This is a genomic window from Pseudovibrio sp. WM33 (assembly GCF_001623165.1).
In the GTDB taxonomy this organism is placed as follows: domain Bacteria; phylum Pseudomonadota; class Alphaproteobacteria; order Rhizobiales; family Stappiaceae; genus Pseudovibrio.
The window spans coordinates 67445-80806 of record NZ_LMCK01000023.1 but is presented as its reverse complement, the minus strand read 5'-3'; the positions used below and the strand labels follow the sequence as shown (position 1 = coordinate 80806).

At 51.3% G+C, this 13362-nt stretch carries 13 protein-coding genes and 1 pseudogene; 5 read left to right on the top strand and 9 right to left on the bottom strand.

The features are described 5' to 3' along the window. Positions 1–56: 56 nt before the first annotated feature. A complete protein-coding gene (locus PsWM33_RS06330) occupies positions 57–662 on the top strand; it encodes an MBL fold metallo-hydrolase (protein ID WP_063299599.1) in 606 nt (201 codons plus the stop codon). Positions 663–718: 56 nt separating this feature from the next. Here PsWM33_RS06330 and PsWM33_RS06325 read toward each other — a convergent pair whose 3' ends face one another. The 4 genes from PsWM33_RS06325 to PsWM33_RS06310 form a co-directional block, all read right to left on the bottom strand. Then, on the bottom strand, positions 719–1834 hold the full coding sequence (locus PsWM33_RS06325; protein WP_063299598.1) for an ABC transporter ATP-binding protein: 1116 nt from the start codon (positions 1832–1834) through the stop codon (positions 719–721). 5 nt (positions 1835–1839) lie between these two features. Then, complete coding sequence (locus PsWM33_RS06320; RefSeq protein WP_057465290.1) at positions 1840–2721, bottom strand: carbohydrate ABC transporter permease; 882 nt, start codon at positions 2719–2721, stop codon at positions 1840–1842. Then, on the bottom strand, positions 2721–3632 hold the full coding sequence (locus PsWM33_RS06315) for a carbohydrate ABC transporter permease (protein WP_057465399.1): 912 nt from the start codon (positions 3630–3632) through the stop codon (positions 2721–2723). The genes PsWM33_RS06320 and PsWM33_RS06315 overlap by 1 nt, the downstream gene beginning before the upstream one ends. A 100-nt stretch (positions 3633–3732) precedes the next feature. Then, positions 3733–4983: an ABC transporter substrate-binding protein gene (locus tag PsWM33_RS06310; RefSeq protein WP_057465291.1), complete on the bottom strand. Its 1251-nt coding sequence runs from the start codon at positions 4981–4983 to the stop codon at positions 3733–3735. 205 nt (positions 4984–5188) lie between these two features. Here PsWM33_RS06310 and PsWM33_RS06305 point away from each other — a divergent pair, with 205 nt between their 5' ends. Then, positions 5189–6241 (top strand): LacI family transcriptional regulator, encoded by a 1053-nt coding sequence (locus PsWM33_RS06305; RefSeq protein ID WP_063299597.1) that lies wholly within the window; start codon positions 5189–5191, stop codon positions 6239–6241. 4 nt (positions 6242–6245) lie between these two features. Here the strand turns inward: PsWM33_RS06305 and PsWM33_RS06300 are convergent, their stop codons facing one another. Together PsWM33_RS06300 and PsWM33_RS06295 are read right to left on the bottom strand one after the other, a co-directional pair. Continuing rightward, on the bottom strand, positions 6246–6938 hold the full coding sequence (locus tag PsWM33_RS06300) for an HD domain-containing protein (RefSeq protein ID WP_063299596.1): 693 nt from the start codon (positions 6936–6938) through the stop codon (positions 6246–6248). A 166-nt stretch (positions 6939–7104) separates the two neighbouring features. Continuing rightward, positions 7105–8598, bottom strand: a complete 1494-nt coding sequence (locus PsWM33_RS06295) for an alkaline phosphatase (RefSeq protein ID WP_063299595.1) — start codon at positions 8596–8598, stop codon at positions 7105–7107. A 221-nt stretch (positions 8599–8819) separates the two neighbouring features. On the opposite strand from PsWM33_RS06295, the gene PsWM33_RS06290 reads away from it, so the two are divergent. Continuing rightward, positions 8820–10130 (top strand): DUF3422 family protein, encoded by a 1311-nt coding sequence (locus PsWM33_RS06290; protein WP_063299601.1) that lies wholly within the window; start codon positions 8820–8822, stop codon positions 10128–10130. 38 nt (positions 10131–10168) lie between these two features. On the opposite strand, the pseudogene PsWM33_RS06285 reads toward PsWM33_RS06290, so the two are convergent. After that, positions 10169–10390, bottom strand: a pseudogene (locus tag PsWM33_RS06285) (microcin ABC transporter ATP-binding protein); the annotation flags it as partial. 381 nt (positions 10391–10771) lie between these two features. On the opposite strand from PsWM33_RS06285, the gene PsWM33_RS26680 reads away from it, so the two are divergent. After that, on the top strand, positions 10772–11101 hold the full coding sequence (locus PsWM33_RS26680) for an IS3 family transposase (protein ID WP_082826896.1): 330 nt from the start codon (positions 10772–10774) through the stop codon (positions 11099–11101). Here PsWM33_RS26680 and PsWM33_RS06280 read toward each other — a convergent pair. After that, positions 11063–11365: a hypothetical protein gene (locus tag PsWM33_RS06280; protein ID WP_208994418.1), complete on the bottom strand. Its 303-nt coding sequence runs from the start codon at positions 11363–11365 to the stop codon at positions 11063–11065. The genes PsWM33_RS26680 and PsWM33_RS06280 overlap by 39 nt on opposite strands. A 221-nt stretch (positions 11366–11586) precedes the next feature. Between PsWM33_RS06280 and PsWM33_RS06275 the strand changes: the two genes are divergently transcribed. Then, entirely contained in the window at positions 11587–12474 is an 888-nt protein-coding gene (locus tag PsWM33_RS06275) for a helix-turn-helix domain-containing protein (protein ID WP_208994417.1), read from the top strand. A 29-nt stretch (positions 12475–12503) separates the two neighbouring features. On the opposite strand, the gene PsWM33_RS06270 is transcribed toward PsWM33_RS06275, so the two are convergent. Continuing rightward, positions 12504–13274, bottom strand: coding sequence for an SDR family NAD(P)-dependent oxidoreductase (locus PsWM33_RS06270; protein WP_063299592.1), 771 nt, complete (start codon positions 13272–13274; stop codon positions 12504–12506). Between the last annotated feature and the right edge of the window lie 88 nt (positions 13275–13362).

Here is a 13362-nt window from a genome sequence, read left to right as displayed (position 1 = left end):
AACTTTCAAACCGGACCACTCAAGTGGGGCTGATCACGCCCACGTGGCAAGTCCCAATGGAAAAGCGGTTTGGAACACTGCTCTCGCATGCATATTTTCTGAAAACACCGGATCGAAACATCCTTATCTCAGCCTTTGAAAATTTGAGTGAAGCGGCGCAATTACGCGAGCTTGGAGGGATCGATGAGCATTACCTCACACATAATCACGAGATTAGTGAAGGTTTAAGTGAGCTGAAACTCATCCTTGGTTCAACGCTGATCGGGCACGAGAACATCCAGAAATTCTTTAGTGGCGATGTCCAGCCGGACTTGCTTTTACAAGGTTCAGGGCCATTTGTGGGCTCTGACGGATTTCAGGCGATTTACACTCCCGGACATACGGACAACAACCTGTGCTTCTATTACCCGTCACCCATTGGCAAGAATTATCTATTTACCGGTGACACGATCTATCTGGACAATGGCCGTTTCAAAACACTGATCATGTCCAGTGATGGCGGCAACAAGCAAGAGCTCGTCACCTCACTGAAAAACCTGCTGGACCTGCCGGTAGATGTGATCTTTTGCAGTGTCGCCATGGGGAACTATGAGATTGTTGAGGTCACCCAGCCTGAATGGCACGCTTTGATGGATGAGAAGATTGCAGAGCTGGAACGCTGATGTAAAAAAGCCGGAGTGTTTCCACCCCGGCTTTCAAAATTCTGCATTCCTGAGACTTACGCGATGCGCATTTCTGAGGAAGGATCAAACGGGATGGCTTTATCCATATTGATCGCGAATGGCACGTCCTGCCCGGCAACGACCTGTGCATCCGCACGCATGCGTGCATTGCAGTCTTTGCCGCCGAGAGATGACATCACGTAGGTATCAGAACCAGCTGGCTCCGTTACGATGACGCGATTTGTAATCTGCTCGATGTGGTTTGCCTTGCGGTCAGCCCCTTCAGGGTCGGTAATCGCTTCTGGACGGATGCCCAACACGATTTCCTTCTGATCAAAGCCTTTCAGAGCTTCGGTCGGGTTGGAGAACTTGAGGTTCACCTGTTCACTGAGGCCCGTTGGAAGCTGCGCGAAGATGCCATCACCGTTGGCAACAACCTTAGCTGGAACAAGGTTCATACTTGGAGAGCCCATGAAGCTGGCGACAAACAGGTTTGCCGGGTTGTCATAGATCTCTTTTGGCGTTCCCAACTGCTGTACGTACCCACCGTTCATGACAGCAATGCGCGTGGACAGCGTCATTGCCTCAATCTGATCGTGGGTCACGTAAACAATGGTTGTTCCAAGCTTCTGGTGCAGCTTTTTGATCTCTGTGCGCATATCAACGCGCAGTTTCGCATCAAGGTTGGAGAGTGGCTCATCAAACAGGAACACATCCGGATCACGCACCAATGCACGGCCCATGGCCACACGCTGGCGCTGACCGCCGGAGAGCTGGCCCGGCTTGCGATCCAACAGCGGTTTGATCTGCAGCATCTCGGCAACGTCGCTCATTGCCTTTTCGCGCGCAGGCTTGGCAACACCATGCATTTCCAGACCGAACGTGATGTTCTGACCGACCGTCATGTTCGGGTACAAAGCATAGGACTGGAACACCATAGCGATGTTGCGCTTGGACGGGTGTACCCCGTTCATGGTCTGCCCTTTGATGGCGATGGTGCCGGAGGTGATATCCTCCAGACCGGCAATCATGTTGAGCAGAGTGGATTTTCCGCAACCGGACGGCCCGACGAGCACGAGGAATTCCCCTTCCTGCACGTCGATATCGATGTTGTGAAGCACCTTGGTTGAGCCGTAAGACTTGGTCGCATTGTTGATTTTCAGAAAGCTCATAGGTCTTATCCCTTCACCGATCCGGCCATCAGGCCTCTTACGAAGTAGCGGCCAGCCACGATGTACACGAGCAGTGTCGGCAATGCGGCGAGGATCGCTCCGGCAAAATGAACGTTATATTCTTTGACGCCCGTTGACGAACTGACGAGGTTGTTCAGCGCAACCGTCATTGGCTGGCTGTCCAGATCAGCAAACGAAGCACCGAACAGGAAGTCGTTCCAGATGTTGGTGAACTGCCAGATGACAGAGACAACAATGATTGGACCGGAACTTGGCAGCATGATGCGCCAGAAGATGCGGAAGAACCCTGCCCCATCAATCTGAGCTGCGCGGATCAGCTCTGTCGGGAACACCTGATAGTAGTTCCTGAAGTACAGCGTGGTGAAGCCGAGGCCGTAAACCACATGCACCAGCACCAGACCCGGTGTTGACCCTGCAATACCGAGGAAGCCAAGCACACGTGCCATTGGGATCAGAACGATCTGGAATGGAATAAAGCAGGCAAACAGCATCAGACCGAACAGGATGGTATCGCCCTTGAAGCGCCATTTGGTCAGCACGTAGCCGTTCAAAGCACCCAGAACGGTTGAGATCGTAACTGCCGGAAACACCATTTTGAGGGAGTTCCAGAAGTATGGCTTCAGACCTGTAGGTTCTACGCCGATCTGTGCGCTGTTCCAGGCTTTGAACCAGGGTTCCAGCGTGAAGACCTGCGGCAGTGACATCATATTTCCGCCAGTGATCTCTGAAAGAGGCTTAACGGAGTTAAGTACCATAATGCCAAACGGCAGCAGGTAGAATGTCGCGAACAGGATCAGCATCAGGTAAATGAATGCACGGGTGATGCGACCTGTGCTGATGGCATTATCTGTCGAGGCTACGGACATTATTTTTTCTCCCGCAGTTCGGCATAAAGGTAAGGCACCATAATCGCAGCGATGGTCATAAGCATGATAACAGCGGAGCTAGCGCCAATGCCCATCTGGTTGCGGGTAAAGGTGTAGGAATACATGAAGGTCGCCGGTACTTCCGTCGCTCTGCCCGGTCCACCGCCCGTCAATGCCACGACAAGGTCGTAGGACTTAATTGCAAGGTGAGACAGGATCACGAAAGCAGACAGGAAGGCTGGGCGCAGTTGCGGGATAATGATCCGGCGGTACATGTTCCAGTTGGATGCCCCGTCGATTTGTGCGGCCTTCAGGATTTCGTTGTCGATGCCACGCAGTCCGGCCAGGAACATGGCCATAACGAAGCCACTTGTTTGCCAGACAGCTGCAATCACAACCGTGTAGATGGCGAAGTTACGGTCCTTGATCCAGTTAAACTCGAAGCTCTCCCAGCCCCACAAGTGCATTGTGTGTTCAAGGCCGATGCCCGGATCAAGAAACCACTTCCATGCCGTTCCCGTTACGATGAAGCTGAGCGCCATCGGATACAGGAAGATTGGACGCAAGAAGCCTTCTCCGCGGATCTTCTGGTCCAGAAGAATCGCAAGACCCAAGCCGATAGCTGTGCAGACTGCGATATACAAACCTGCAAAAATGCCAAGGTTTTTGATGGCAATGGACCAATGCCGTAGCCGGAACAGCTTTTCATAGTTCTCCAGTCCGACCCAGTCATAGACTGGCAGAATACGGCTTCCTGTGAAGGAAAGGTATACGGAGAAAATGATAAATCCATAGACAAAGACCAAGATCAAAGCCAACGAGGGTGATAACACCAGTTTGGGAATGAGATTTTGGAGTCTTGTCCGCAGGTCCGGTTTTACTGCCGTTGGCGTCGCATAGTCAGCGGCCATGGCAACGGATGAGTTGGTCTGATCGACCATGATCCCTGCCCCCAGATTCTATGTTGTTTTGGGAAAAATGGGGCCAACACATCGTCGGCCCCACTTAAAATTACTTAGCGATGGAGACAGCGTCTACCAGCTCATCAACAGCGGTAGCGGAATCGAACTCACCGTTGAAGTGTGCTGTTACAACGTCATAAATGGCGTTTTTAACAGATGCTGGTGCAGAGTGACCGTGTGCCATGGAACCATAAAGATTGCCGCTTGCAGCAGCTGCAGCCAGATCTTTCATGCCCTGTTTTGCACATGCATCAAACGCTTCGTCGGAAACGTCTGTGCGTGCAGGAACGGAGCCCTTCACCACGTTGAATGCAGACTGGAAGGCAGGAGACAGGATTGCGCTTGCAAGGGCAGCCTGCTCTTTAGACACTTCACCGCCCTGATCGAACATAGCGAACTGGTCAGCGTTGAAGGTTACCTTGTCCTGAGTGCCAGGGAAACGGAAGCAGAGGAAGTCTTCGCCTGGCTTTTTACCAGCACCGAGGAATTCACCTTTTGCCCAGTCACCCATCATCTGGAAGCCAGCTTCACCGTTGATGACCATTGCAGTTGCAAGGTTCCAGTCACGACCAGAGAAGTTGTCGTCTACGTTTGCACGCAGAACAGACATGCGATCAAACGCTTCCTTCATGGTGTCAGAACCAAGAGCAGCTTCGTCCAGATCAATGAAGGCAGCTTTATAGAAGTCTGCACCACCGGTGGCCATGACGATTGCATCAAACAGAGTTGCATCCTGCCAAGCCTGACCGCCGTGTGCGAGCGGCGTTACGCCTGCTGCTTTCAGCTTCTCAAGCGCTGCGGTGAACTCTTCCCAAGTGGTTGGAGTTGCAATGCCGTTTGCGTCCAGCACTGCTTTGTTTGCCCATACCCAGTTGGTTGAGTGTACGTTTACTGGCGCAGCAATCCACTTGCCATCGTACTTTGCAAAGCGCTGAAGTGCTGCAGGTACAACTTCGTCCCAGCCTTCTTTAGCTGCAACAGCGTTGAGGTCTGCCAGAGCGCCTTCTTTTGCCCAGTCCTGAATGTCGAACCCAAGCATCTGAACAGCAGTTGGTGCGTTACCAGCGGTTACGCGTGCACGCAAAACAGTCATTGCGCTTTCGCCGCCGCCACCAGCAACAGGCATATCTGCCCAGCCAATGCCCTGAGTTTCCAGATCCTGCTTAAGAACGTTAAGCGCAGCTGCCTCGCCACCTGCTGTCCACCAATGCAGGACTTCCACGTCTGCTGCCAAAGATGGAGCAGCTGTTGCTGCCAACAGAGCCAGAGCCGATGTGGTTTTTACTAGTAGTTTGTGCATGTGTTGCCTCCCGATCACAACTTAAAATTTCTACACAAAAATACGACTAACATAGTACTTATAACGTTACAAATATTGGATCTGTCAATGCAAAAAGTGAACCCATTGACTTGAATGATCTTTTTTGTATCAAATGATACTCACCTATTTTGTTGTATCGTTATAACGAAGATCTAACTGATTTACGGGAGGTAACTGGCTTCACATGTCGACACAAAAACCGCCGAATTCCTCCACTCATTCCACCTCGAAACCTACGCAGAAGACAATTGCGGAGATCACCGGCCTTGCGGTGACAACTGTCTCGCGGGCACTTCAGGGTGATGAAAAGATTGCACAGGCAACCCGGCTGCGCGTAAGTAAAGTTGCTGAAGAAATTGGCTATGTTCCAGACCGCGCGGCGCAAAGATTACGCACCGGAAAGACTAAAGTAATCTCACTGATTCTTGACCCTCATAACGAAATTCTGGGGTTTGGGAACTCGCTGATCACAGGTGTGGCTCATGCATTGGCTGGGACTGACTACCATCTTAATGTGACACCGCAGTTCCTTGGTGGTGATCCGATCGAGCCTGTCGAGTACATAGTTCGCAACAAGCTGGCTGACGGAATCATCTTTTCACGGACACGGCCTTTTGATGAGCGGGTGCGTTTTTTGAGGGAGCGCAGCTTTCCGTTCACCACACATGGGCGAACTGAATTTGGCTATCAACACTCATATGTGGATTATGATAACGAGAAGTTCGCTTACGAATCTGTCTTGCGGTTGATGCAAAAAGGGCGGCGCAGGATTTGCGTTATTCTACCGCCCAACCATTTCACGTTCCATCAGCACCTGAATTACGGTTATAAGCGGGCTATTCGGCAAGAAGGTTTGCAGTGCTACATTCCTGAGGGCATCAATCTTGATTCAGATATGCCTGAGATCTTTGAATGGGCACAGACGATTGCCGGGACAAGTGATGCACCGGATGGCTTTATCTGCCCCGGTGAGACCTCTTTCCTTGCGATTGCGAACGGGTATCGGCAGGCAGGCAAAGAGCGTGGGCGGGATTTTGATGCGGTTGTGAAATCAAGTTCACAAACGCTACATCAGATTGATTCACAAATCGACAATATCAGCGAAGATATTCGGCAGGCCGGAGCTTTGCTGGGGGCAAATCTGCTGAAGACGATGTTGCACCCGGACGGCCCGTTTGAGCAGACCATCCAGGATCCGGACATCACATTCCCAGCTCTCAAGTCCTTTCAGGACTGAGTTCTCAGGACGCGACTTTCGGTGCTTCCTCTTCGATCCAGAGGTCATCGCCTTCCGGATAGGTAAAACCTGTTTCGGCGGCCAGCTGCTTCAGGAAGCCGATCATGTAGTCGGTGCGTTCGCGCGCGACTTCACGGCCTTCCTTGGTTTGCATGGTTTTGTGCAGTTTAAGCAGTTTGAGGGCGAAATGATCAACGCCGAATGTCTTGTCGTCGAGATCACGGTCGCTGGCGAACAGGTCGCCACCATGGAACAGGTTGGAGTTCATGGTTTTGGCGATATAGAAGGTGCGGGCAATACCGATTGCCCCGAGGGATTCCAGGCGATCCGCGTCCTGCAGGATCTTGGCCTCAATCGTTTGCGGCTCGATTTCAGCTGAAAAGCTATGTGCCTCAATGGCATGCTTGATCTTCTCGATTTTTGCTGCAGAAACACCCAGCACATTCAGGATCGGTTCAGCCGCGTCAGCTGACAGCTTGGAAGCCTTTGCACGATCCGGTGAGTTCTTTGGAACATTGACCAAATCATGCAAGTAGGCAGCTGCGATCAGCACCTCCTCATCGCCCTCACCGCGACGCTGAGCGATGTCCAACGCTGCCAATTTTACGCGGCGCGCATGGTAGAGGTCGTGGCTGGCATCGTCACTTTGATCATGCGCTTTCAGCGCTGCTTCCAAATTCTTTTCGAACTCAATCATCGGAACTCACAGTTATCAAATGAGCCCGAAACCTACGTCAGGTCAGTGTGCATTTCGAGGCAAAACTGGTCTGAACCCCCGATAAAATTCCGCGGGCTCAAGCTCAGGTTATCGATAGCCGCTTACATGATACAACCAAGCATCACGACAACACTTCTTTATCATGCTAGCGATCTTTGGCGTTTGCAGCGTAGTTCATGACATTGAAGATGTAATTTTGCTCGATTGTGCCATCAAACAAGTGCGCCCAAGGTCCTCTTGCATAAACCGCAACATCTTCTCCCGAATGGGTTTCTGAGGGAGTTGGAAGCAAGGATTGCTGTTTAAAATCGGGGTCTGTGGCTTCTTCCTGTGACAACACTGAACGCGTGCCGAACCAGTTGTTTTCTTCTGTGAGAATTGAGCCGGGACCATTGAGATAGCTAGCGACAGAGTATGGTTTTCCATCCAGCATCAGGTGCATTTCATTGGTGTGTTTGACACCGTTGTTGTCGATGCCCATGCACAACCCGTTGATCGGCGTACCGCGTCCGCAATAGCCGTTGAACGATAATGTGTGGGCGTGATCCGCAGTGACGATGATCAGAGTGTCCTGATCGCTGGTCATTTCTTTGGCCATGGCGACAGCGTCTGCAAATGCGACACCGTCTGTGAGGGCGCGATAGAGATTTCCGGCGTGATTGGCGTGATCGACACGACCACCTTCAACCGTGAGATAGAAGCCGTTTTCATTATCCTGCAGCGCTTCGATGGTCCATTTCACCATTTCGGCCAGGGAGGGCTGATCTTTTCGGCCATACTCATACTGCATATGATTTGCTGCGAAGACGCCAAGGACAGGTTCGTCTCCAGACGGATCGAGATCATTGAAGGAAGCCTCATTCCAGGCATAAGACGCGCCAAACGCCTTGGCTTCCTCAATCAGGTTGCGCCCATCCTTGCGATTTCCAGCAGTGCCCTCGATGGTCTTTCTGGTTTCAGGCAGCATATGGCGCTGCCCTCCTCCAAAAGCGATATCAATGGTGCCGTTCTTGATCTGCTCAAGCAGCTGCGCAGCAATATCCGGCACATCGCATCCCTCCGGCACGTCAGAATCGTCTTCAAACCTGCGGCTGGCGACGTGGGCATAGGCTGAGGCTGGTGTTGCGTCCGTGAGGCTTGCAGTTGAGATGATGCCGACCGCCTTACCTTCTGCAGCCATCACTTCTGCAATGCTCGCGACACTGGCGCTTTCGACAGCCGAGCAGTCACCAACATTTAGTGTTTCATCGACACCGAGGACACCGGCTTTGGTCTTCACGCCTGAATGGAATGCTGTACCGGTTCCTGCTGAGTCTGGTGTTTGCGCATTTACATTGTAGGTTTTGACCAAGGCGCTGTGAGGAAATGTTTCTTGTGGCAACACATTTTCTTCACCCAGCAATCCATTCTGCTGGCCTTGGAATATCCGCGTTGCATAGTTTGTCGAAATTCCGTTGCCATCCGCGATCATCAAAATGATGTTTTTGGCCGGTTTGGTGATCGGCTGCAGAGCAAGTTTGCTCTCAATCTCCGCCTCTGCAGCCTCAAACCATCTGTTGTTTTTTTGAGGGAAATCAGTCTCTGCCGAAGCATAGGATGCGGAACAGGCCAGCAGGAGCGCAACAAGTGGCGTTTTCATTTCAAATCCTCAAAAGGTGATGTTTCGGGCGCAGTGTGTACTTTACAATTCTTAGGGTTCGATATGCTGAACAGGAAGAATTCGAGTTATTTTTCCTCTTGATTGCAATGGCCCAAGCTTCCGCTGCGACAATCCGGCGCAATACGTATCTTTATGTAGATCAACAGAGTTGTCTGCTTCACACTTGGCCTTTCTGGCTTGAAGACCAAGAGGGGCACGCATTGGGTAAGGTTGACGATATGTTGGAAGAGGCATGCGCTGTGCAGCAACTTCCAGAACATCCACTACGCCAAGCCATTCTTGCTGAAGTTCATGCGCGTCCCTTCGTCCCCATGCACGGTGAATGGCAAATTCTGCAATACGCCTTCATGGTCGACCAAGATAAGAAGCAAGCAGAGCAGCAAGCTCTGCTTAGGTTTACATCAGAGGAAATAAACTCGGCTTCAAGGGCCTCAGAGCACTATCTCCATCAGACTTTCGAAGATTATTCTTTACGTTGGGAGCAACACAGCGAGTTTTCTACCTATGCCGTGGAACAGCCTCTGGCCTCAAGCTTTCGCGCACAAGATCTAACTCTCTTTGCCAAGGGCCTGCTTGATCCTCCTGGGGAGTTGATTGCAGCTGTTCAGCTAACGATAAAAGTCACAGCTCAGCCGGAGACTGGCGATCTGTCTGAAAAGTTTGACCTTGCGAGCTTGAGTGTTTCCCAAATCATTGAAGGACGCGCGACGTTGGTCACCGACTTCAAAGCCGGTGATGATGGCATTGTTTCATTTCTTCTGCTCGATCATGGGCTGTCTCCTCTGGAACTGGGAGCGACCGTGCGACGTGTTCTGGAGCTTGAGACTTACAGAACTCTTTCGTTATTGGGGCTTTATGAAGCACGGAAGCAGCAAACCGTTGTAAGCCGCATTGAACAGGAACTCATGGGCATTACCGCTCAACTGCGCAATTCAGGAGACGCAGCAGCGCATTCTTTATCGCACAATGAGGAACTGCTGGCAGACCTTTCTTCTCTCGCGGCTGATTTGGAAGCTTCTGCGATGGAAAGTCTTTTCCGGTTTGGAGCGACATGGGCCTATTCCGATATTGTCAGGCGACGCCTGGATACTCTTGGGGAGAGTAAGGTCTCTGGTTACGATATGATCGGACGTTTCCTCAACCGGCGGCTCGCCCCCGCCATGCAGACATGCCGTGCTATTGAAGAGCGGCAGGCCAATCTTTCGCGAAAGCTGACACGGGCTGTTGGACTTTTGCGCGCCCGGGTTGATGTGGAGCTTGAACGGCAGAATCGGGACTTGCTGAAGTCCATGGATCAGCGTGCGAAGTTTCAACTTCGACTGCAACAGACGGTGGAAAGGCTTTCGATTGTAGCGATCTCTTACTACGTCATCAGCCTGATCGGTTACACTTTGAAAGGCGCGAAGGCCGTTGGCTCCCCACTTGATCCGGCTTTTGGTATGGCCGCGTCTGTTCCGCTGGTGGTTGGTGTGCTCTGGTACGCCCTGAGAAGGCTGAAAGCAACACATTAAAGCATGATGGCGACGGCTATCGCCGCCATCTTGAACACTTACAAATAAGCAGCAGAGACCAGACGCTGTGTGTATTCGGTCTGAGGTCGATGAAGAACATCCAGCGTATTGCCAGCTTCGACAACGTTTCCGTGCTGCATCACCATAACGTTGTGGCAGAGTGTTTTCACCACCTTCAGATCATGGCTGATGAAGAGATAGCTCAGCTTCAGCTTCTCTCGCAGGTCTTTCAGCAACTCGATAATCTGCGCCTGAATGGACTGGAGTGGTCGGAGAAAAATGGAGAGCCTTCTGATACGATAAATTCAGGAGGACTTCATGGGTCGAAAACATTACACGGAAGATTTTAAGCGGGAAACAGTGCGACTGGTAAAAGTGAGTGATCGGCCCATTCCTGAAATAGCGGCAGGTCGGGGTGTGGGACAAGCTACCTTGAACCGCTAAATCAAGGAGTTTCGGGATCATGATTTACTGGCAGGGCCGCATGAGGATGCTGGTAAAGAATTAGCCCGTTTACGAAAAGAAAACGAGCTATTACGGCAAGAGAGCGATTTAATAAATTGAAGCCGGATCAGAAAACAGTCCGGTGAACTGTTTTCCCGGCGAAACGCGGCAGCGTTCTTCGCCAAGCAAACAAGTCGATGAGATATCAGTTTATCGATGCACAGAATGCCTCTTATTCAACTGCCAGCCTCTGCGCCTTTATGAGTGTCAGTTTCAGCGGATTTTATGCCTGGAGAAAGTGGCCTGCGAGCGCCAGACAACGTGAGGACATGGTGCTCCTTGCTCACATCAAGGATAAGTTTGAAGCCTCAAACCGAGCTTATGGCTCACGGCGCATTGCAGCTGATCTTAGAGTTGACGGCCTGAGTGTAGGCAGACATCGCGTGGTTCGCCTACAGCGCATCTCCGAAAACCGGTTTCCACTTTCATTAGGCCAGTCCGATCCCCTCAGACATAGCTTTGGTTGACATAACCAGCGGCTCTGCTGGCAGTCGCTCGCCAACAGGTGGTAACTTGCCTGCTTTGACCAGTTTACTCAGGAACGGGGCTTCGCTATAGCCATCCAGTTTCTGATAGGTCCACAAATCACTGCGAGACAGCAGATCATATTCCAATGTGGACATGGACTGCTCAACCGGCATTTTGTCTGCCAGTGCTGAACTTGCCGCTAGAGCGCAGGCACTTACGCCTGCTGCTAAGCAAAGTTTAGACACAAGGTTTGTAGAAGACATCAATTCCTCCCCCATTTCATTACTCCCAACACCATCATGGCCACCCGCGCCACTCATTTTCCTCCGGCTTTCTATTCATAAATTCCGATTTTCTTTGTAGATGCTTTTAAACTGCGTATTTCTCTATACTATACACATGGGAGAATATTGAGAGCCGAACTCTCGTATTAACATCGTTTCATTCGGCTTTTTGAATATTGACGTAAGAGGAGGATGTATAATTGAGCATTAGTGATGACTTATATCGCCAATATCTGGATCAGAGTGTCATACCAACGACAGATAATTTTCTGATAATGCGCCATAAGCCTCACGTATTCTCAAAAAGACCATACCACCATCACGCCTCTATTGAAGTGAACTTCCTGATTAACTGTGAAATGGATTATTCCTTCTCAGGAAGTCATGTGACTGTTCATCCGGGCTACATGATTTGCTTCTGGGGTGCTGCGCCACACGGTGTTGTGGACGTGCGCGGTGATGGCGATATGGTCAATCTCTACATCTCTTTTGCACAAATATTGCAATGGGGCTTGCCTACACGCATCACTGATGCACTCATTTCAGGAGATGTGATTTGCAACAAAGCGCCCTGCCCGATCGATGCGGTGCGCTTTGGCCATTGGGCGAGCGAGTTCAAAAGAGATGACATCAACTGGCGCAAACTGGTGCTGAGTGAGATTTCATCCCGCTTCACGCGCTTGGCACTGGATGGCTGGAACACGCTACATCACGACTACCGTCAGTCCAGTACTGTGGTTGGTCGCGGAAAATCCATGTTGCATGTGGAAGAGATGTTGCGGTTCATTTCTGAGAACCACACCTCGGATATTTCCGTCACTGATGTTGCTGAATGTGTCGGCTTATCGCCAAGCCACGCGATGACTTTGTTCAAACGTATTGTGGGTCTGCCGATCAAGGAGCATTTGACGCGTGTCCGGCTTTCTCATGCGCGCATGTTGCTTGCTGAATCTGAGATGAAGATCTTGTCTATCGCAATGGATGCCGGGTTCCGGTCTCTTTCCAGCTTTTATGAGGCGTTTCAGAACCACTTCAGCACCTCTCCTGCGGCGTTTCGCAAGCAGGCCCGCAACATCGGGAAGATATAGCGGGCAGCTGCCTACCCGCTATTTTAGCTTTAGCCTGTTACGACTACGCCGCCATCAATAACGAGCGCCTGACTTGTCATCATACGGCTGGCTTTGGATGCCAAAAACAATGTTGCATCAATGATATCGTCTGGATCCAGATGCTCTTTCAGGCACTGGCGCCCTAAGTGAGCCTTCAGGTCTTCCGGTGTTGCCCAGAGGTCTTTCTGGCGCTGAGTGAGGACCCAACCCGGCATCAGGGCGTTGACGCGAATGTTGTCTGGTCCCAGCTCACGTGCCAGTGCTCTGGTTAAGCCAGTGATAGCTGCTTTGGACGTTTCATAGGCCGGATAGCCTGCATTGCCCATCATGTAGGAAATGGAGGAGAAGTTGATGATAGATCCTCCGCCAGCTGCTTTCATGCCTGCTGCGGCGGCCTGCGCGGTGAAGAAATGCGGGCGCAAGTTAACGTCCATGGACGCATCCCATTGATCTACCGTGAACTCCTCAAGGGTGTGACGGGTATCATTGGCTGCGTTGTTTACCAGAACTGTGACAGGTCCGTGCGCCTTTTCAGCTTGTTTGACTGCGCCTTGCAAAGCCTCAACATCGGTGACATCACATTTGATGAACAGAGGCGCTACACCGTGCTTTTCCTTCATCTGCTGAGCAAATTCCGAAGCATCAGAGCGCTGCACAAAAGCGACTTTGGCACCTTGCTGCATAAAGCCATCAGTGAGACTTGCGCCGATCCCTGCCCCGCCGCCAGTGATGAACACACTTGCGTCTTTCAAATCATGAAAGGTGACGTTCCCAGACATTTATTCCCCCAAGGAGTGCTTAGCACCCATCTTTGATATATCAGAACATACATAAGCGGCAGCCTCGTTTCAGGCAACCGCTTATGTC